The organism is Paraeggerthella sp. (assembly GCF_048427265.1).
In the GTDB taxonomy this organism is placed as follows: domain Bacteria; phylum Actinomycetota; class Coriobacteriia; order Coriobacteriales; family Eggerthellaceae; genus Paraeggerthella; species Paraeggerthella hominis.
Genome location: NZ_DBFOSR010000038.1, coordinates 1 through 19216, shown reverse-complemented (window position 1 = coordinate 19216; position 19216 = coordinate 1). Strand labels below are relative to the sequence as shown.

18 protein-coding genes are annotated in these 19216 nt (G+C 63.7%); 3 read left to right on the top strand and 15 right to left on the bottom strand.

Annotated features, from left to right (window positions below; all coding sequences use genetic code 11):
- The 5 genes from ACMNI9_RS04055 to ACMNI9_RS04035 all read right to left on the bottom strand — a co-directional run.
- The coding region (locus ACMNI9_RS04055) for a tyrosine-protein phosphatase (protein WP_418830962.1) at positions 1-542 on the bottom strand (542 nt) is incomplete at its 3' end.
- The gene (locus ACMNI9_RS04050; RefSeq protein WP_216528962.1) at positions 542-844 is read right to left on the bottom strand and encodes a hypothetical protein; all 303 of its coding nucleotides are present in this window, start codon (positions 842-844) and stop codon (positions 542-544) included. The genes ACMNI9_RS04050 and ACMNI9_RS04055, both read right to left, overlap by 1 nt.
- Positions 834-1388, bottom strand: coding sequence for an NYN domain-containing protein (locus tag ACMNI9_RS04045; protein WP_418830961.1), 555 nt, complete (start codon positions 1386-1388; stop codon positions 834-836). Before ACMNI9_RS04045 ends, ACMNI9_RS04050 begins: the two co-directional genes overlap by 11 nt.
- A gap of 19 nt (positions 1389-1407) precedes the next feature.
- Complete coding sequence (rlmB, locus tag ACMNI9_RS04040; protein ID WP_114567023.1) at positions 1408-2157, bottom strand: 23S rRNA (guanosine(2251)-2'-O)-methyltransferase RlmB; 750 nt, start codon at positions 2155-2157, stop codon at positions 1408-1410.
- Positions 2158-2761: 604 nt separating this feature from the next.
- Positions 2762-3550, bottom strand: a complete 789-nt coding sequence (locus ACMNI9_RS04035) for a trimeric intracellular cation channel family protein (RefSeq protein ID WP_114567024.1) — start codon at positions 3548-3550, stop codon at positions 2762-2764.
- 280 nt (positions 3551-3830) lie between these two features.
- On the opposite strand from ACMNI9_RS04035, the gene ACMNI9_RS04030 reads away from it, so the two are divergent.
- Positions 3831-4262 (top strand): PadR family transcriptional regulator, encoded by a 432-nt coding sequence (locus ACMNI9_RS04030; protein WP_114567025.1) that lies wholly within the window; start codon positions 3831-3833, stop codon positions 4260-4262.
- Positions 4263-4295: 33 nt separating this feature from the next.
- Here the strand turns inward: ACMNI9_RS04030 and ACMNI9_RS04025 are convergent, their stop codons facing one another.
- The 9 genes from ACMNI9_RS04025 to ACMNI9_RS03985 all read right to left on the bottom strand — a co-directional run bounded on the left by ACMNI9_RS04025 (position 4296) and on the right by ACMNI9_RS03985 (position 15990).
- Entirely contained in the window at positions 4296-4733 is a 438-nt protein-coding gene (locus tag ACMNI9_RS04025; RefSeq protein ID WP_418830959.1) for a GNAT family N-acetyltransferase, read from the bottom strand.
- Between the two features lie 79 nt (positions 4734-4812).
- Complete coding sequence (locus ACMNI9_RS04020) at positions 4813-5793, bottom strand: DUF169 domain-containing protein (RefSeq protein WP_225748748.1); 981 nt, start codon at positions 5791-5793, stop codon at positions 4813-4815.
- Between the two features lie 65 nt (positions 5794-5858).
- On the bottom strand, positions 5859-7205 hold the full coding sequence (locus ACMNI9_RS04015) for a radical SAM protein (protein ID WP_418830958.1): 1347 nt from the start codon (positions 7203-7205) through the stop codon (positions 5859-5861).
- Between the two features lie 9 nt (positions 7206-7214).
- Positions 7215-8078 carry a TIGR04282 family arsenosugar biosynthesis glycosyltransferase gene (locus ACMNI9_RS04010; protein ID WP_418830957.1) on the bottom strand — a complete coding sequence of 288 codons (864 nt, stop codon included), beginning with the start codon at positions 8076-8078 and terminating at the stop codon, positions 7215-7217.
- Between the two features lie 63 nt (positions 8079-8141).
- Entirely contained in the window at positions 8142-10403 is a 2262-nt protein-coding gene (locus ACMNI9_RS04005; RefSeq protein ID WP_418830956.1) for a molybdopterin-containing oxidoreductase family protein, read from the bottom strand.
- The gene (locus ACMNI9_RS04000; protein WP_418830955.1) at positions 10400-11395 is read right to left on the bottom strand and encodes a heterodisulfide reductase-related iron-sulfur binding cluster; all 996 of its coding nucleotides are present in this window, start codon (positions 11393-11395) and stop codon (positions 10400-10402) included. Before ACMNI9_RS04000 ends, ACMNI9_RS04005 begins: the two co-directional genes overlap by 4 nt.
- A gap of 101 nt (positions 11396-11496) precedes the next feature.
- A complete protein-coding gene (gene nrfD, locus ACMNI9_RS03995; protein ID WP_418830954.1) occupies positions 11497-12477 on the bottom strand; it encodes an NrfD/PsrC family molybdoenzyme membrane anchor subunit in 981 nt (326 codons plus the stop codon).
- Positions 12477-13055 (bottom strand): 4Fe-4S dicluster domain-containing protein, encoded by a 579-nt coding sequence (locus tag ACMNI9_RS03990; RefSeq protein WP_225748744.1) that lies wholly within the window; start codon positions 13053-13055, stop codon positions 12477-12479. The genes nrfD and ACMNI9_RS03990 overlap by 1 nt, the downstream gene beginning before the upstream one ends.
- Positions 13056-13083: 28 nt before the next feature.
- Positions 13084-15990 carry a molybdopterin-dependent oxidoreductase gene (locus ACMNI9_RS03985; RefSeq protein WP_418830953.1) on the bottom strand — a complete coding sequence of 969 codons (2907 nt, stop codon included), beginning with the start codon at positions 15988-15990 and terminating at the stop codon, positions 13084-13086.
- 583 nt (positions 15991-16573) lie between these two features.
- On the opposite strand from ACMNI9_RS03985, the gene ACMNI9_RS03980 reads away from it, so the two are divergent.
- Positions 16574-17392 carry an MBL fold metallo-hydrolase gene (locus ACMNI9_RS03980; protein ID WP_418830952.1) on the top strand — a complete coding sequence of 273 codons (819 nt, stop codon included), beginning with the start codon at positions 16574-16576 and terminating at the stop codon, positions 17390-17392.
- 38 nt (positions 17393-17430) lie between these two features.
- Positions 17431-18513 carry an alcohol dehydrogenase gene (locus ACMNI9_RS03975; protein ID WP_418830950.1) on the top strand — a complete coding sequence of 361 codons (1083 nt, stop codon included), beginning with the start codon at positions 17431-17433 and terminating at the stop codon, positions 18511-18513.
- Between the two features lie 361 nt (positions 18514-18874).
- Here ACMNI9_RS03975 and ACMNI9_RS03970 read toward each other — a convergent pair.
- Positions 18875-19216, bottom strand: a 342-nt coding sequence (locus ACMNI9_RS03970) for an endonuclease/exonuclease/phosphatase family protein (protein WP_418830949.1), incomplete at its 5' end; no start/stop codon positions are given.

Genomic DNA, 19216 nt, shown 5'->3' with positions numbered 1-19216 from the left:
TAGTCGGCCATGACGTCGTCGGGATGGACTCCCGATGCGCGCAGCAGCACGGCGCAGAGCACACCGGTGCGGTCCTTGCCGTTCACGCAGTGCACCAGCGCAGGAACGCCCTCCGCGGCAATCGATCGCAGCGCCGTGCCGATGAGCGGATACTCGCTCACGTAGCGGCGGTAGTTGCGCACCATACGCTCCCCCGGCGCGCCGTATGCATCAATCACGCCTGCCACCAGGCGCTTCCCCGCATCCTTGCGCCTGGTTTCCGCCGAAGGAGCCAGTGCGACGGTTTTCGCGCCCACCAGGTACGGCTCAGGCCGCGCGGCCACCTCGCTCTGGTTGCGAATGTCGTATATGGAACGAACGCCCAGCAACCGAACGATAACGTCGGCTTCCCGAGCGTCGATGGAAGACAGGTCGCACGAGCGAAACAGGCGCGCGCCCGCAAGCGGCCCGCCGCCTATCGCCCGAATGCGCGAAGCTCCGTAGGCTTCGGGCGCGGCGTGCGCGGAATCCGCGCCCAAGCCGTTCGGGCTTGCGACAGCCATCACGGCAGGACCTCGAATGCGAACCCCGACACCAACGAAGACGAGCGACCGTGCGCGTCCCGAGCACGGGCTTTGAGCAGATAGCAGCCCGGACGCTCGGGCGTGTACACGAAGCGCCAGTTCACGCCGCGCTCGGCCACCGCCCCCGTCGTCGCGTACGCCGTCCAGGTCTCGCCGTTGTCGAGCGAGAACTCAAGCGCAGACACCCCTTCGGCGAAGTCGTCCACGTAGCCCTCGAACACGACGGGATCGCCCACATGGTAGACGGAACGGCCGGCCTCGGCATGCGCGCTATCGTCCATGAGATTCGCTCTCCCCGTCGCGCATGGCCTTGAGCTTCGCCAGGACGGCAGGATCGATGCGCGATGCAACGGTGTTCTTCTGCGCCACCTTCGGCGTTTCGTCCAAGCGGGCGTCTTCGTAATGCATTCCCACCTCACGGCTGAAACCGTCGGCGCTCATGCGATCCACGCCGAAGCCGAAGACGGTGTCCTGGATGGTGGCATCGCTTGTGACCACGAGCGTTTCCACCTGACGTTCGCGCGCATCGTGCGCCAACTTCTCGATCACCTTGTCGGCCGACTGGCCAGCCGGGCTGAACATGATGCGCACGCCGCCGACGGTTTCCGCCTCGCCAGTGGAAAACGCGTTGCGCGCGCCATCGAACACGATGATGGCGCGCCAGTCGCGCCCCGCGTAGTTGATCACGTCGTTGATGAGCGTTTCGCGCGCGACGTTGAACGTGTCGTCCGTGTAGTCCGGGTCGGTGACCTGACGGTACCGGCTGCCCGAGCGCAACACGTTGTACCCGTCCACGATCAGGAGCTTTTTACGCTGCCGTGCCATAGCGGTGCATCGCCTGCAATCAAGCGCGGTTCTGACGAAGCCACTCGTACATGCACGCCGTGGCCGCCTGCGCCACGTTGAGGGAAGCAACCTCGCCCTCAAGCGGCAGCTTCGCGAACAGGTCGCAGTTTTCCAGCACCAGACGAGAAACGCCCTCGTGCTCGTTGCCCATCACCAGCGCGATCTTGCCCTTGAGGTTGGTGTCCCAGATAAGGTCCTGGGCATGCTCGGTGGCAGCAGCCACCCAAAAGCCCTCTTCCTTGAGGCGGTTGATGGCCTGGACCAGGTTCGACACCTGCGCCACGGGCACGTGCGCGATGGCGCCGGCCGAGCTCTTGTACGTTGAAGCTTCCACGTGCGCGCTGCGCTTGTTGGGGATGATCAGGCCGCACGCGCCCACCGCTTCAGCGCTGCGCGAAATGGCGCCCAGGTTGCCGGCGTCGGTGATGTGATCGAGGATCACCACGAGCGCACGGCCGTCGTTGTTTGCCGCAGAGGCTTCAGCCGCGCCCACGATATCGCCGATGCCCGCATAGGGAAACGGCTTCGTCTTGGCCATAACGCCCTGATGGCTGCCACGATCCGACTTGTCGTCGAGGATCTTGCGCGGAACCATCTCCACCGTTGCGCCAGCGCGCTTCGCCTTGCGCAAGATGTCCTCGATGAGGCCGTCGCGCTTGACGTTGTCGGCCATGAGGATGCTCTTGACGGGCACGCCCGTGCGCAGCGCCTCGATGATGGGGCGCTTGCCTTCTATGTAGTCAGCCATGTGGTTGCCTTTCGTGGAGGATCGCGCGATCATCTGCGCCGATCCTGGAGAATTCGATCGCTCGAAAGTGTACCACGCCGCACATGCGCCGGGAAACGAGGGGACGAAAAGCGCACAGGGCGAACGCGGAGGGCGCGGGATGTAGGCGGCGAGGTGCGAGGCGGGGCGCATGGGGGCGCGGGGCGCGGGACTGGGACCGGAAGCGCACAGCGGGGCGGGGCACAGGGTGCATGCAGCGGGCCGTGCGAACGGGGCGCCCGGGCCGCGCGAACGGGTTCCCACCCCGCTTGCGCGCGAAAAACCGCGTTCGCTGGCAGGTTTTGACGGTTGGGGGTCGTCGATTCGCTTTCGCCGCCCTTCCAGCTGAAAAGCGCTTTGCATCGTGCCTGTTCAGGAGCGCGTGGCGAATCCGGGTTGAAAACGGCCGACTTGTAGCGGGCGTCAAACGACCGCAAACCGTCAAAACCTGCCAGCGGGAGCCGTTTTTCGTGCGCAAGACGCTACCTTAGGTAGCGCTGGCAGACGGCACGCATGGCGAAAGCGCTCGCAAGCGAAACGTTCCTGCACCCCCGCCGCGCAGCCGACGCCGACAGCCTCGCGCCCGCTACTCGTCGTCGCGACGGCGCCGCAGCACGCGACGCAGGCTGCGCTTCTGTGCCGCCGTCGTGTCGCCGCCGTGCAGGAACACGCCCGACACCACGCGCTTCACCTTGCCGACGCCGCGCGCTACATGGGGCGTAAGGTCCGCCTCGCTACGCGTCTTCCAATCGTAGTACACGCTCCAGTAGCGCAGAAACACGACCGCGAACACGCAGGCAACGCCCGCGATGGGCAACGGAGCGCCCGCGTACGCCAGCACGACGAACGCAAGCGAGCCGCCCAAGCCCGCCACCGCGTAGAAGTTGCTCTGCTTGAAGATGCCGGGCGTCTCCCCCACGCAGATGTCGCGCACCGCGCCGCCACCCACCGCCGTGATGGCGCCCAGGATGATCGACAGCACAACGCCCTGCTCGCACGCATACGCCTTGCTGGCCCCGGCCAGCGCGAACAGCCCCACCGACAGCGCGTCCGCGAAGAACACCGTGGCATCCAAATGCCGGAACAATCCGCGGAAGTAGAACACGAACACGCAGATGGCAATGCAGATGACGATAAGGTCGGGGTGCGAGGTGAAGTACACGCCGTGATCCTGCATGAGCACATCGCGGATGATACCGCCGCCGTACCCGGTGACCAGGCCCAGCACAACGGTGCCGATGATGTCGAGCTTGCGGTCGCATGCGAACAGCGCGCCCGTCAGCACGCCGACGACCACGGAAAAATAATCGATGCTCCACGGCACGGTAAGCACCTGCGAGTCGGAGAGCATTTGCTGAAAAAAGGAGGTGTCCATAAGCCCCTTATCGGTCGATGCGCCTATGAAACCACAACAAGCGACGGTGCGCTAGAGGAAGGAGGTCAAAAAAGCACGATGCACGCCCGCACGCGCCCCCGTCCGCGCGCCGCAAAGGCCGAAAGAAACAAAATAGCAAAGACGAGAAGAAACTATTGGCTAAGTGCAAATATTCATGAGATGATATCATTTGCAATTTTACCGAAAGCGCGCACGACCGAGAACATGCGAAGGCGTGCCGAATCCCAAAGCAAACCGCGTAGTGAAAAAGAGGTTTCCCATGTGGAGCAGTTGTCATCCTAAGTCCGACGAAGACATGCGAGAGTGCGCGGAGCTCGGCAAGTCGCTCAACCGTTTGTCGCAGCCCACTATCCTTACGCTGCTCGCATGCTCCGACGAGCCGCTGCACGGCTACGTCATCGTGCAGCAGGCAGCATCCTCGCCCATGTTCGGCGGAAAGAAGCCCGACGCCACCGGCATCTACCGCGCGCTCAAGCGCATGGAGGAAGCCGAGCTGGTCACGTCGGAATGGGACGTGCCCGAAGAGGGATCCGCCAAGCGCCTGTTCTCGCTGACCGACAAGGGTCGCTGCTGCCTGCGCCGCTGGATCGACGCCCTTGCCTGCTACGAGCTCACGCTCGAAGAGCTGCGCGGCCTGGCCGCGTCGGCCCTTGGAATCGACCTGCCCGACGCCCCTCGTTGTTCCCACTAGCAACAAGTTGCGAAAACGCGCCGCAAAACCACGCTAGGGCCGCCGCCCCTTTCGCATAGGCTGCGGCCCGCATTCGTCGCGCATGGTGCAGTGGTCGCAATCGTCGACCAAGCTCATTTCGATAAGATCCCACCCGATAGGCTCGTAGCCAAGAGCGTCGTAGAACGCGCGACTCGAACCGCGCGAGACAAGCCTGAGCTCGCCGTGTCGGGAAAGCGCTTCGTCCATGAGGGCGCGCCCGACGCCGAAGCCCTGCCACGTTCGGTACGTGACAACCGGGTTCACGAACGCCACGCCCTCCTTGGACGTGACAACGCGAATGAACCCCACGACCTCGTCGTCTTCGTTCACCGCCACGCGCACGCCCTCGATGGAGGGAATGGCATCCATCCCCTCGGCGTTCGCGTACGAATCGAGCACCGCCTTGTCTTCTTGCCGCGCATCGCGGATAGAGAACAAATCGCAAACCACGACAACCCCCTTGTTCGTACGTACGCGGCAGGCGGGGCGAACGAACGCGCCGCACGCCCGCCTGCCGGAAAAGCCCCGCCTAGAACGGCGGCAAGTATATTTTATCCCGCGACTGAGGGATGGCCTTCTTCCCCAGCTCCTTCAACCCTTTCACCACGTCGGGCATCAAGTCCACGGGAATGCCCATCATCATCATGGAATCGTCCACATCAGACGAAGCGCGGCACCCGTAGCACCCGAACGATATGTTGATCTCGCCCGACGTCAGAGGCAGCAGCGTGGTTTCAACGCACTGGGCATTATAGCCGCTTGCATGGAAATCATGGCGATGTCCCGTGTAGTACGATGTTGCCATAGACAGCCACATCATCTGCTCGGGCTTCGCGATCACGGCCACCACGTCGGCTGCGCACTTCGCGTCGTCGAGGGGGCACACCACCGTCGCATCCACCGTACGAGGCTCCAAGCAGGGGCGCTCGTGAACCATGCGCTTCGCCGCCTCTACAGAATCCAGCTTATGGAACAGGATGTACAGCTCCCCCGACGCAAGCTTCTCCGGCATGGGCGTAAGACCCAGAATGGACGTTCCGTCTGGGCACGCATGGCGGTTCGCGGGCATCATGATCGACGCCCCGCGGCGGGCGGCCATGAGCGACTGGCAATAGCGCAGACGCTGCTCGGGAAGCGGCACGTCGGGAAGCGGTTCCCCCGCCTTGATAAGGGAGATGGCCACAGGATGCCAGCGCAATCCCAGGATCTCGCGCATCGTATCGGCCCATTCCTTGTACTGGGCTTTCACGGCCTCATCAAGAGGCGGCGCCATCTCCCGATCGGCCTGGGCCGCACGCGCAGCGGCCGAGGCTTCGATGCGGATCGCATGCGCCGGGCACTGTCCCGCGCACGTCTCGCAGCCCCAGCAGTCGTCCAAGCGCAACGCCTGAGGAACGCCTTCCACCAGCTCGAACACGTTCACCGGGCAAAACGCCTCGCACAAGCCGCACTGCGTGCACAGCCTTTGGTCAACATGGATAGCGTAAGCCACCTCGTTGCTATTCGTCATATCAGCGTCCCTTCCATAACCTCCGCGCGAAACCGAAAACCGGCCTTCGAGCCCGTCGCGCAACCTTACCGCAGCGATTCCTTGCACCAAGGCGGATACACCCTTCGCCCGCACGAGTCCGTCAAGTGATACGAGCAGAACGGAATCGCGCGACCATCGGGAACCGTGACCATCATGGAGCATTCGCGCAGCCGCTGCGTGTCCATGGACACTGCGTCCATGTAGTTCATGACGATCACCGAAAGCCCGCTTGTCACCTCGACGCCCTTCTGAGCCAGGATGTCCAAGAACACCGAGCCCTGCGGGCTGTCGGGCGAGTACCCTTTGCGGTACTCTTCCATCGTCATCGCCCTGGTAGCCGGGTAGAAGCCCGACGGATGCGGCGCAACGCCCCGGGGAGGATCGCCGTGCACGAAGAACACGCCGGTGTCGCACAGCGGGTTCGAGCATCCGAGCGGCCATACGTCGCGCGGGCCGATGAGCCCTTCCGACTGCTCGGCCAGCTTGAATATCACGTCCCCCGAGCTCATGGGCAGGGCGCGCTCCGCGTCGAAGCGCCCCGAGGTGAACGCCGGTTGAAGCGCCAAGCCCGCCACCACGTCCGCGTTGTCCAGGCAGAAGCGCAGCAGGTCCCCCAATTGCCCATCGTTCAGGCCGGCAACCACGGCCACCGACAGCACCACCTGAACGCCCGCCTGGCGGCACCGCTCGATGACCTTCAGCTTGACGTCGAGGATGTCCCGGCCGCACGTCCCCTCGTACACATCGCCCGTCAAGCCGTCGAACGACAGGTACACCCCGGTGAGCCCCGCCTGCACCAGCTCTTCCAAATAGCCGTCGCGCGCGGCGATGACCAGGCCGTTGGTGTTGACCTCGATGCCCCAGAAGCCCTTTTCGCGACCCATGCGGATGATCTCGGGCAGATCCTTGCGGCACGTCGGCTCGCCGCCCGTGATCTGCACGGCGCCGTCTGCGCCCACCGCGTTCGCGATCACGTCGTACATGGCCTCGATCTCGTCCATCGTAGGATCGCCCTCGCCCGTTTCCGCGCTCATGAAGCACACGGGGCAATGCAGGTTGCAGTTGCGCGTGACCTCGATTTCCATGAGCGTTGCGCGACGCGCATGACGAGAGCATGTGCCGCAACCAAGCGGGCACGGCGCCGAAGAAGGAATCGTGCCGCACGGCGACGTCTTGGGAAACGCGAGCGAGCGCAGCCATTCGTAGTGCGCGGCATCGGGCCACATGCGCGTAGCAAGCCTGCCGTGATCGGGACAGATGCGCTCCATCCACACGACGCCCTCGGCGTCGGCGTACACGTCCGCGGGAAGCTCGCGCAAGCAGTCCGGGCACAGCGCCGTGGTCTTGTGCAGCGGCGCGTGCTCGCTTCCTCTTGTTTTTTGCTCGTTCATCAGGTCTTCTTACTCGTCGATGTACTGACGGGGATCGTGCTCGTCGTTCGGAGGCGTGGCAACCCGGATGCCCATGAAGTCGACCCAGTCGAGCACGCGCTGCGGCACGAACAAGCCGGGCTGGTACGCGGCCGACTGCTTGATGGCGCGTATGCACGAGATGGCGTGCGCAAGGTCGGTCGATTCGTCGATGTCGGACACGGGGGACAAATAGGCGCAGGGCACGTCGCGGTCCTGAAGCTTGGCCATGTAGCCGTCAAGCGCCGGAACCCCGTCGGTGTTGTAATAGACGCTTTGATGGTTCACGGGCGTGTTGTGGCTGTACCCCACCAGCGACGTTCCGCACTCCTGGCACGGCGCCTGCACGAAACCGGGCTTGCCGAGCGCCTGGAAATAGTCGAGCCATTGGAACGACTGGATCACGTGGGATTTGGGCAAGGTGGGAATGTCGCCGCCCACGGACACCACGTGCTCGTAGCCCAGATCGAAAAGCTGGCGAAACGCGTCGTCGAAATGGTCGTCGAACGTCGCGCCCTTGTCCGTGAGGTAATGCACCTCCATCGGCCACGGACCGATGGCGTCGTACGTTTCCTTCATAAGCTCCACGTTCGACGCCGGCGTCGTGGACACGAAGAAGTCGTAGGTGACCTTGTCGACGCTTGGGTCGGCCTCGACGGCAGCGTCGTTTTCAAGCTGCATCTCGATGAGCGCGTGCATCGAAAGCTCGCTCACGTCGTACAGGCTGCGCTTGAAGAACTCGGCAGCCTGCTCGGGGGTGAGAAACCCGCCTCGCTCGGTGGTCAAGCGCGTCTTTACCATACCCGGCACCGGAGGCTTGCTGAACAACAGCAATGCTTGCTTCTTCTCCGCCATGGGGACATTCTCCTTCTCGTCGTGTTTCTTTTCGTTATAGATCAGCTGTTCACGGCCGTCCGATCAATCGGGCTTGCCGACGCTTTCCCCCGTCGGCCGCTCCCAGCTTAGAACTCTGTCAACCTTTCGCACTACGCAGTCGACGGCGTTGTAGCACCATGTGCCGATCATCGGCTCTTCCGGCTTGCACGATGTGAGGCAGTTCACGTTCGACTCCCAGATGCCCCCGAACGCAGGAGCGCCCGGCTCCCATTCGGGATGCCACCAGCCGTAGTCGACGTTCACAAGATCGTCGCGCATGCGCGCGACGGCCAGCACGAAGCAAGCAGAGCCGTTGTCGGTGGCAACCTCCACGCAATCGCCCGGAGCCAGCCTCAGGCGCTCGGCCGTAGCCTCGCTCATCTCGGCCACCGGGTACGGCGACTTCTCCCTGAACGATGCGTTGTTGAAGTACATCGACGCGTTGTAAGGCTGCTTGCGCGAGCCGGTTATCATCGCCACATGCGCCGCCCCCTTCGCCCGGGCGTCGTCGAGCAGTTCTTGCGGGCACAAGGTGATCGGCCTGGTCGGCGTGGGCAAGCGGGGGCCGCCCAGCCGCGGCAACAGCTCGCTCGCCAGCTCCACCTTGCCCGTCGTGGTTGCGAAGCCCTGAGGACGACCATCGGGGCCGAGCAGCTCGTGCTTTGCGTACGCGGGCTGCTGCCAGTACGTGCCCAGATCGCAGAACGCATCCCAGTCCACGCCCGCGCGCGCAAGCTGCGCCGCGAAGGCGTCGGCCAACGTCTCTTCAGGCCACGCGTCCTTTTGCCCCAAGCGCAAGCCCAACTCTCGAAACACGTCGTAGTCGCACCGTCGCTCGTAGTAGGGAGGCACCGCGGCGGGACCGCCGTAGCCCATGTTCGCCACGCCGCCGTGCACCTGCAGCACGGGCCGCTCGATGGCGCCGGCAATCGGCAGCACGTAGTCGGCGATGCTCGCGGTGGGCGTCATGTAGTAGTCCAAAACCACCAGCAAGTCCAGCCCCATGAACGCTTCGAAGACGCGATGCGTGTCGGCGTACGTCAGAAGCGGGTTCGTGGCGTTCACGATAAGCGCGCGCACCGGGTACGGGTCGCCGACCTCCATGGCGCGCAGCACCAGATGCGGATGCGCCGAGGTCAGGTAGCGCTCCGGAAGCGTGCGTCCCAGCCGCTCCGTAAGAGGGCGAACCAAGTCGTAGCCGTCGAAGCACTGAAGCGGGGTGTGCGGCGTGTTCAAGCAGCGCGCGCGATGCTCCGGCTTCAGAGCGTCGGTCATCTCGAGTTCCATCTCGGAAACGAAGTCGGGGGCGTCGGCAAGAACGCAGGATCCCGGCTTGTCCACATTGCCCGTGACGGCGCGCAAGCAGCAGATCGCGCGGTGCGTCGGCGCGACGTTCGCGCCCGCCTGGTCGATGCCGCGGCCCGAAACGAGGGCGGCGGCTCCGGCCTGCGCGAACAGGCGCGCGGCGCGCACGATGTCGTCAGCCGGCACATCGCACACGCTGGCCACGTATTCGGGCGTGTAGTGCCGTACGCATGCGGCCAACTCGTCGTAGCCGAAGCACCAAGCGTCCACGAACGCGCGATCGACCAGGTTCTCGGCAATGATCACCTGCAGCAAGCCCAAGGCCAGCGTGCAATCGGTTCCCGGGCGAACGGGCAGCCACAGATCGGCGACGGCTGCGGCTTGCGTGCGCCGCGGATCGACGACCACCAGCGGCGCATCGGACTTCGCGAACCGCAGCACGGAGCGCCAGAATGCCGAGTTGTCGGATTCCGCCGGGTTCGTGCCCCAAAGAAACAGGCATTCCGTAACACCCGGAACAATGTCGGCCTCCACCGTCCACCCGAACGTCAGAGCGTCCATCCAGATGCGCGGGTTCCAGCAGATCTGCCCGATGCCCATGTTGTTCGGGCTTCCGAACAGGTTCATGAAACGATGCAGCGGCCAAAACGAAGCGTGCGGGCCGCCGATGGCGCTGGCAAGCGTTTCCGGGCCGTGCTCGGCAGCAAGCTCCTGCAACCGCGCCGCAATATCGTCGAGCGCATCGTCCCAGCTCACGCGCTCCCACTTCCCGCTGCCGCGCGACCCTGCGCGCCGCAACGGGTAGTTCACCCGATCGGCGCCGTCGAGGGCGTCCAGGTTCATGCGCCAGCGGCGACATCCCGCAAGAACGCGAGCATCGTAGGGATAGCGCGCAGGATCGGGGTCGATCTTCACCACGCGCCCGTCCTCGACCGTGGCGAGAAGCGCACAGCAGTATCCGCAGTAATGGCAGTTCGTAGGCTTGATTTCCGTGGTCACGAGATCACCTCCGGACTCGTTTCGACGCGCTGGCCAGCGCCGGCGGCGCAAACGGCCTCGGGCGCACCGAGAGACGCGAACGCCCGCGAACTCGATGCGCCCTCCACGGCATCAAGAGCGTCGTCGAAAAGAAACCGGAGTTTCATGTACGAATCGGCTCGATTCCAATCGATGCGCCAATCGTACAAAAGCTCCAGGTAGTGAAACGCCGAGATCGGCGCCGCAAACGTTTCCAACTGCAGCGCGCAGCTCATGCACGCCACCACGAACGCGCTCGATCCGGCCGCACGAGCTTCCTGGCCATGACGGCGCGCGGCGTCGTCGGCGCGATCGAACTTCCCAACCGCCCGCAGCAACGACCCGCAGCAGTACGAGCGCTTGCGAATATGAGCCAGCTCAACCACAAGGTCGGCGGGCATGAGCGCGCGCACGCCATCGGCGAATTCCCCGGTATCCCGATCAGGGCACGAGTCGTGCACGCTCGCGCGCACCTCGGAAGCCGCGACTCCCGTCTCTTGCGCCAGCAGGCGCCGAGCAACGCCTTCGTCGATACGGTAGCCCAGATCGGCCAGCACCGCAGGCAGCGCGACAGCCTGGATGCCGGCCGTACGCTCGTCGGCCGCAAGCGCGGCGCGCAGGGCCTGCACGCAATTGGGGCAGGCAGCCACGATGCGCTCGACTTCGGAGGAACGCAAACTTGCGCGCAGCTGCTCTTCGAACGAAGCGCGCACGGCGTCTCCGTCGGGTTCGTACGACAGTATCTTCCCGCAGCACAAAAGCGAGACGCCGTCGACGCAACCCGCATCCGAAAGAGTGTCGTACACGGCGTTGACCAGCGGCAATCCGTAGTTGATCAGCGAACAACCGGGAAAGAACACCGAAGAGCACGGGCGCGGATCGCCCGGGACGCGCTCAACCGCGATCTCAAGTTGCGGGAACCCACACGAAACAATGCTTCGCGCCAGGGCGTCTTCGAACACGTACTCGCTCATGCAACCCTCCCCCGTCCTCTCCATCGTCTATCCCCTCCGGTCAAAACCGCGCATCCGGGCTGCAGGCATCCTTGGAAGCCCGCAGCCCGGCGCGGGCGAATTTAGAATTGGTTATCGCCGTACGTCCACTTGGAAATGAACTCCGCGTCCTTTTTGGCAACGCGATTGTAGTAGCGGTTCTCGCCCGGAATCTCGGCACGATCGTCGGTGTTGACCACCATGAAGCGCAGCAGGCAGCCGCCGCACAGCACCAGGATGGGAGCCACAACCTGAGCAGCCGGCGAATGGCCGCCGCCCAGGTACATAAGCAGCGGCGCCACCAGGCCCAGGCCCACCATGCCGACCCAGAACAGGCCCGCATACGAGCCGCGCACCCAACGACGAGCCGCCGCCTTGGCGGTCACGTTGCCGGCGCCCGCGAACGACAGAACCATGGTCAGCAGCACGATGAGCTCGGCAATGACCAGCACGATGTCGGCCACGTGCAGGATCCCCAGCACGACCTCGGACACGACGAACGACTCCAGCGAGAACGCCGCAGGCCAACCGCCGATGGACAAGACGATGGCGGCGCAGCCCGTCGAGATGGCCGAAATGGTGAACAACACGGGAAGCGCCGGGGTCGCCCAAAACGCATGGGCTTTCAACGTGGACAGCATGATGCCCGTGTACATCATGATGCACAGCCCGAAGAACCCGGCAACCAGCAAGGAGAAGTCGGCGGCGGGCTTCAGAAGATCGGACAGGCCGGCAAGCACGGGCAGCGCGTCGCCGACGAAGGCGAGGAAGAACACCAACGCGAACACCGAGGCGATGACCAGGAACGTCGCGCCCCATTTGATGATGGACTTCGACGTTGTCCACACCCTCCAGAACACGCCCGGCTGGCCAAGGTCGACGATCAGGAACACGCAGCCCAGGGCCACGCAGCCCAGGGCCACGAGCACCGGAAGCGCGAACACTTCCGCATGACCCGGAACCACGAAGCTGTTGAAGATAGCAGCCAGGAACAAAACGCCGCCAGCCAAGCCGCCCAGGAACAGGTAGAGGGCGATGGGGGGCTCCCAGTAATGATGCTTCATTATGCCTTACCTCCCAAATCAGGAATATAGTAGATCTGAGGCTCGGTGCCCAGCTCTTCGAAGAGACGCTCGGTCTTCACCGATCCGATAAGCTTGGAAACTTCGCTGTTCGGATCATCGAGATCGCCGAAAATGCGGGCCTTCTGATGGCAGGTCAGCACGCAGTACGGCTGCGCGGAGGGATCGAGCTGGCGCTTGTCGCGGCAGAACGTGCACTTGCGTACGAAGCGGTGCATGCGATCCTCCAGGTGCGAGGCGTCACGCATGCCGTAGGGGCAGGCGTTCACGCACACCTTGCACGACAGGCACTTTTTGGGGTCGACCCACACGGTTCCGTCTTCGTCTTGCTGGCTTGCGCCCGACGGGCAGCAGGGAACGCACTCGGGGTTCTCGCAGTGCATGCACAGCAGCGGCTGCCAGCTCTTATGGACGTTGGGCCAGGTGCCCTGCGCGCCCTCGGTAACCACCGGGTTGTAGATGATGTCAAGCGGAAGCTTGTTCCACGTACGACAAGCAACCGTGCAGGAATGGCAACCGATGCAACGACGTTGGTCGATGACCATAACGTAACGAGTCATGTATCTATCCTTTCTTCCCGCTCGGCAACTAGTCTTCGACGGGGGCATACGACATGTCGTAGCGCTTGCCCGTCGCCTCGTCGATCAGATTTCCCGTGGCCGCGTCGTAGAGCCACCCGTAGTACGCGTCGTGGAACGCGCCGCTTTCAGGATCCAGCAACCAGCCGCTGTTCGGATCGTAGACGTACGGAAGGTCGCCAAGGACGGCGCAGCCCGCCTCCGCGTTCCAGGTCAAGTTCTCGGGAACCTCGAACGGAGCAGCCGCCGCACCGGGATAGCAGCGGACGCCCGCCACGACCACGATCTCCTCGCGATCCATCGTGTACAGCTTGCCGGTCGCGTCGTCCACAAGGCACTCGCCCGCCGCGTCGTAGCGCCAGCCGGTGTACGCGTCGTGGTACGCCTTCGTGCGGGGGTTGACGAGCCAACCCGATTCGTCAAGACGGAAATGCGTGTCCTTCTGGTACAGGGCGTTGTTCTGCCACACCCATTCGTATCCCTCGGGAACGTCCTCGGGAGGCTGCGGCTTCTCGAACGGAATAGGCTCGCGCGCAAGCTTCTGGTCGCTTGGCATGACCGTGACGCCCGGCTTAGCCGAAGATCCGGGGATGGAGAACTGGGTATCCTCCGGCTTGTACTCCTTGTCGAAATCGCCGCACTTGTACACCTTGCACATCAGGCCGCGGTTCGCCCACGATCCGCCCATCGGATCGCAGTGCTCGTCATCGACCGAGGTCAGCACGTTGACGTTCGACTCAAGGCACCCGAAGGGGTTGTTCAGATCGGCGGAGCCGTCGCGCTCGGGGAACCACCAGCCGCGCGGCGCGAACACCACGTTCGGATGGACTTCCGCCTCCACGTTGGCGCGCATCTTGATGCGGCCGCGACGCGTTTCTATCCAGCACCATTCCCCGTACTCGATGTTGAGCTTCGCAGCCAGTTCCGGGTTGATGGAGAAGTACGGATCGGGATACAGGTAGCGAATGCCCTGCATCTGGAAGTGCTCCGAATGGTGGTACGGCATGAAGCCGCCGCCCGTGGTGAGCACGATAGGGTATTCCGCAGCGATCTCCGGGGTGTCGATCTCGTTTTCGATACAGCCGATGTAGGTGGGCATGCCCGCGTAGCCAAGCTCGCGCAGGATGGACGAGTTGCACTCGACCTTGCCCGAAGGCGTCCAGAAGCCGCCGTTGGTCTTGAACTTGTTCTGATGCAGCGGCGGATAGTACATGCGATAGTAGTCGACGAAATCGTCGTAGCATTCCACGCCGGGCAGGCCCAAAGGCTGGAGAATGTGGAAGTAGGCTTCTTCCTCGGTCTCCCAAGGCCAGTTAGCGGGATCCTGGCCGCACGCAAGTCCCAGCTTGCGCCAGAACGTCATGTCGGTATGGCGGTCGTACTTGGGCTGCATGGATCGCTTCCCGCCCATGATCGAGTCGGTTGCGCCGTAGTGGGTGACGATGGTGGGCCGCTCGAGCGCGCCCGCCGCCGGGAACACGTAGTCGGACAGCAGCGCCGTGGGGGTCATCCAGTAGTCCACCGTGACCAGGAACTCGCACTTCTTCAGCGCTTCGAGCGTCATCTTGGCGTCGCCGTACGAGTTGACGGGGTTGCTGGCGTTCACGATGAGCGCGCGCACCTGGTACGGGTCGCCCGTGATGATGGCCTTGAAAACGCTGGGGCCGTGCGCCTCGCAGAACCACTCGGTGGGCAGCGTCTTGCCCCACGTGCGCTTCGCGTTGTCGGAGATAAGCTGGTAGCCGGGCCACGAGGTGAGCTTGAACTTGTTGGAGCCGATCTGCTTGCCCTTCTGCTCTTCGGGCAGGTACTCGTTAAGCTCCATCTCCTCGTCGGTAAGGTAGTTCAAAGCGGGGCCGGGCATGCCGTCGCCGCCGGGAACGTCCAGGTTTCCGCAGATCGCGCGCATAAGGGCGATAGCGTGGCTGCCGGTGGTGGAAGCGCGACCGATCTGGTCCCACGTGCAACCCCATTGGATGCAGCCCGGCGTGTTCATGGCGTACAGGCGCGCGGCCTCGCGGATCTTGTCAGGCTCGAGCCAGGTGATGGGGGCGGCCCATTCCGGCGTGTACTCGGCGACGTGCTCTTGAAGCTCGTCGAAGCCGTCGCACCACTCGCCCACGAAATCGTAGTCGACAAGACCCTCGTAGATGATGGTGTGGAGCATGGCGAGCGCGAGCGCCGCATCGGAGCCGGGACGCAGCGGCAGCCACAGGTCGGCTTTGGAGGCCGTTTCGGAATACCGAGGATCCACGACCACGATCTTCAAGCCGGCTTTCTGCAGGTCCGTGTAGCCGTTCATGCCGCCTAGCGTGGAGGCGCCCGGGTTCATGCCCCAGAGGATGAGGCACTTCGCGCCCATGAGGTCGGTTTCGAACGGCGACCAACCCGCCACGCAGGTTTCGGCCATGAACGTGGGGATCCAGCACAGCAGCGCGTTGTGGAACCCGTTCGGCGTGCCGAACTGATTCAGGAAGCGGCGGCGCGCCCAGTCGTCGGTGCGCGTGGTGCCGCCCGCGGAAGCTACCGCTTCGGCGCCGCTTTCCTTCTTTATCTGGTTCAGCCGATCGGCAACTTCTTGGATGGCCTGGTCGTACGGGATCTTCTCCCAGTTGCCCTCGCCCTTGCCGCCCACGCGCTTCAACGCATGGTTGATGCGGGCGGGGTGGTTGACGTGCAGCAACGCGCTGGTGCCGCGACAGCACAATCCGCCTTGGTTCGAGTAATCGGGATCGCCCTCGATCTTGATTACATCGCCGTCTTTGACGTAAGCGAGCACGCCGCAGTTGGCATGGCAGAAATAGCAGAGCGACTTGACCATGGTGACACCCTCTTGATGGATGTCCACCTCGGTCGATTCGGTATCCGGGCACACAAGGCCCTTGAGACCGCTCGACGTCTTGGAAATCTCCGTCATCTACCTTCCCCTCTTCTTCTCGTCCGTTTTCCTCACCGTTTAACCCTGTCGTACCGTTCGCATGATTATGCGCGGGAGCTCCGCTTGGCATGAACGCTCTCGCTCGCGCGGATCATCCACGCCAGTGTATAAAACGCCCGTTCCATCCACATCACCCCGGAAGCTCTAAATTCCGCCAGCGAGTAAGCCCGCTAGTATTAGTTGATCGGACCTCGATTTCCGCGTCGACCGCTCGCCTGGGCATTCCGCGCGCTCCCGGGGACATGGCACGGCTCCCCTGGATCGAACCGGCGCAGCAGCAGCTCGTCTTCTTCAACCGCCAATCGGCATCGTGCTTCTCGTCTTCTTTAGTTGCTCGATGCCAACAAGTAGTAGATTAGATCTGCTAATTGATTATAACCATGCATAAAAGCATGTGCTACCCCGATAATGGATTTTTGCATCCCCGACGATCCAAAAAAGAGGATAGACGATGCAAAGAATCCGCCCCTATCGGGTACGGCCCGTCGCGGGACCCGAGGAAAGCCCGCCGCAAAAGCGATATCATGAAGCGGTGGGCACGACGAACAATCAAGGAGCAGCGATGGAAAAAGGGACGCATACGTTCACGTTCATGGGCACCGCCGCCGGGTGCGGCATACCGGCCTTCTTCTGCGACTGCCCTGCCTGCAACGAGGCTCGTCGGAACCCGCGCGCGCGGCGCGGCGATTGCGGCGTCATGGTGCGGGGCGCGAACGCCGACGGCTCGCCAGGCAGGACCGTGCTCATCGACACGCCGCCCGACGTGCGCCATCAACTCATCCGAGAGGACGTGCGCACCGTGGACGAACTGCTGTTCACGCACGCGCACTTCGACCACATGGGCGGTCTGGGCGAGCTGGAGTACCTTGTGCAGCTTGTGCGCAAGGCGGCGCTGCCCACGTACGGCAGCGCCGCGACGCTCGAAGGCATCGGCCGGGAGTTCCACTACATGACGGGCTGCCTGGACATGCGCGAGATTCAGCCCTACCAGTGCATCGAGCTGGACGGAGCGCGCTACACGGCCCTGCCGGTGACGCACGCGCCCGGCACGTACGGATACCTTATCGAAACCGAGGAGACCCGCCTGTTCTACGCGTCGGACACCGGCAAGCTGCCCCCTGAAACGGCCGAGCGCGTGAGAGGCGTGGACATCATGGCCATGGACGCCACGTTCTGGAAGCGAAACTGGTCGCCCGACGACCACCACAGCGTGCAGGAGTGCATCGAAGAGGGGCTGGGGCTTGGCGCCAAGACGCTGTACCTCACGCATTTGGCCATGCACTACGACGAGCCCGTCACGCTTGAAGAGCTGGAGAACTACCTCGAGCAGTACGACGGTCGCGTGAAGCCCGCCGCCGACGGGCTGTCGCTTTCGATCTGACCTCGCTGTTTTCAAACCACCGCCCCGAAGGAGCACGTATGACGAACCAACCTCTTCCCCGCCCCGCGAAAACTATGAAAGCCGTCGTTTGGGACGGCGAGAGCCTACAGCTGGCCGATCGGCCCCGACCGCGCGTAGAGGCGGCCACCGATGCCGTGGTACGCGTTACGCGATCGAGCATTTGCACGAGCGACCTGCACATACTCCACCATGCGGTACCGCGGGCCGTGCCCGGCACCGTGCTGGGGCACGAATTCGTGGGCGTAGTGGAATCGGTGGGCGCAAGCGTCGAGCGCGTGAAGCCCGGAGACCGCGTGGCCGTGAACGTGGAGACGTTTTGCGGAGAGTGCTTCTTCTGCAAGCGCGGCTACGTGAACAATTGCGAACGGGGCGGCTGGGAGCTGGGATGCCGCATCGGCGGCTGCCAGGCCGAGTACGTGCGCGTTCCGTTCGCGGACAACGGCTGCACGCCCATCCCCGACAACGTGACCGACGAAGACGCGCTGTTTCTGGGAGACATTTTGGCAACGGGCTATTTCGGAGCCGAGATAGCCGAGATCGAGCCCGGCGACACCGTAGCCGTTATAGGGGCCGGGCCGGTAGGGCTGTGCGCCATGATGTGCGCGCGATTGTACGGCGCGGCGCAGGTGATCGCGTTGGAAGTGGATGCCGAACGCAGGACGCTGGCCATGGAGCGCGGGCTGGCGGATGCGGCGATCGACCCCGCCGATGCGGCGACGGACCCCGAGCAAGCCGTGCGCGCGTTGACCGAAGGGCGCGGCGCAGACGCCGTCATCGAGTGCGCCGGTGCATCGGAAACGTTCGAGCTTGCCTGGCGCGTGGCCAGGCCCAACGCCGTGGTGTCAGTCATGGCGCTGTACGAGGAGGACCAGGTGCTGCCCCTTCCCCGCATGTACGGCAAGAACCTGGTGTTCAAGACCGGCGGCGTGGACGCGCATTGCCTGGACCGCGTGATGAACCTGATCGCTGCGGGGCGGTTGGACACCGGGATTTTGATCTCGAAGCGCTTCCCGCTGAACGAGGCGCTTGAGGCGTACCGCGCGTTCGAGACTCACGAAGACGGTTGCCTGAAGGTAGTGCTGACTCCTTACGAGGAGTAGGGAGCGGTTTGGCGATCATGATGACGACAACCGCGAGCCCGACGTCGCGGTTCGCCACTGGGGCGTTTTCGCTGCGCCTTCACCCGAGCCGTGTCAATGCTGGTCTAGCACGGAGAAGTCGGTGCTTAGGTACAAAATCCCCGGTCTGCGCTCTTGGGCAAGGGCTTTCGACAACTGTCGAATCCGCTGCATCTCGGTGAGCTGGCTCGTTGATGCAAGCGCACAAAACGAATGCAGGCGATGAGCAGATCCAGCAGCGCAGACCCGTGATTTTGTACCGCGGATGGGTCGGCCTCCATGGCAAACCAGCTTCCGGTACGCCGAGGGCTTCCACGACCGAAAGACAGGCGAGCGCGCTTGGCTACGACACGGTCCACGTGCCCAGCAAGGCCAGGTGGTCGGTGCCGCTCACGTTGACGGTCTGCAGGGAGCCAACGGACATGCCGCTGTTCTTGGAGTAGACGATGTGGTCGATCTCGATCATGGGAGGCACCGGGAACATGGCGTAATCCGGCTCGGACGGGTACGTCATGTGGAAGCCCTCCCCCGCTTGCTGCGAGGCGTCCACCAGCGTGTCGCCGAGCATCTTGCGATAGCGCGAATGATCCCATGTGGAGTTGAAGTCGCCCATGATCAGGTATTCGTCGTCGTACTGGCGAAGCGAGCTCAAGTTGCGCAGGCTTTCGTTCCAGAATCCCCGCGT

Bases quoted from the DNA above. Each gene is read 5' to 3' on its own strand.
- ACMNI9_RS04050 (WP_216528962.1), bottom strand. From the start codon at position 844: ATGGACGATAGCGCGCATGCCGAGGCCGGCCGTTCCGTCTACCATGTG.
- ACMNI9_RS04045 (WP_418830961.1), bottom strand. From the start codon at position 1,388: ATGGCACGGCAGCGTAAAAAGCTCCTGATCGTGGACGGGTACAACGTG.
- rlmB (WP_114567023.1), bottom strand. From the start codon at position 2,157: ATGGCTGACTACATAGAAGGCAAGCGCCCCATCATCGAGGCGCTGCGC.
- ACMNI9_RS04035 (WP_114567024.1), bottom strand. From the start codon at position 3,550: ATGGACACCTCCTTTTTTCAGCAAATGCTCTCCGACTCGCAGGTGCTT.
- ACMNI9_RS04030 (WP_114567025.1), top strand. From the start codon at position 3,831: ATGTGGAGCAGTTGTCATCCTAAGTCCGACGAAGACATGCGAGAGTGC.
- ACMNI9_RS04020 (WP_225748748.1), bottom strand. From the start codon at position 5,793: ATGACGAATAGCAACGAGGTGGCTTACGCTATCCATGTTGACCAAAGG.
- ACMNI9_RS04015 (WP_418830958.1), bottom strand. From the start codon at position 7,205: ATGAACGAGCAAAAAACAAGAGGAAGCGAGCACGCGCCGCTGCACAAG.
- ACMNI9_RS04010 (WP_418830957.1), bottom strand. From the start codon at position 8,078: ATGGCGGAGAAGAAGCAAGCATTGCTGTTGTTCAGCAAGCCTCCGGTG.
- ACMNI9_RS04000 (WP_418830955.1), bottom strand. From the start codon at position 11,395: ATGAGCGAGTACGTGTTCGAAGACGCCCTGGCGCGAAGCATTGTTTCG.
- nrfD (WP_418830954.1), bottom strand. From the start codon at position 12,477: ATGAAGCATCATTACTGGGAGCCCCCCATCGCCCTCTACCTGTTCCTG.
- ACMNI9_RS03990 (WP_225748744.1), bottom strand. From the start codon at position 13,055: ATGACTCGTTACGTTATGGTCATCGACCAACGTCGTTGCATCGGTTGC.
- ACMNI9_RS03985 (WP_418830953.1), bottom strand. From the start codon at position 15,990: ATGACGGAGATTTCCAAGACGTCGAGCGGTCTCAAGGGCCTTGTGTGC.
- ACMNI9_RS03980 (WP_418830952.1), top strand. From the start codon at position 16,574: ATGGAAAAAGGGACGCATACGTTCACGTTCATGGGCACCGCCGCCGGG.
- ACMNI9_RS03975 (WP_418830950.1), top strand. From the start codon at position 17,431: ATGACGAACCAACCTCTTCCCCGCCCCGCGAAAACTATGAAAGCCGTC.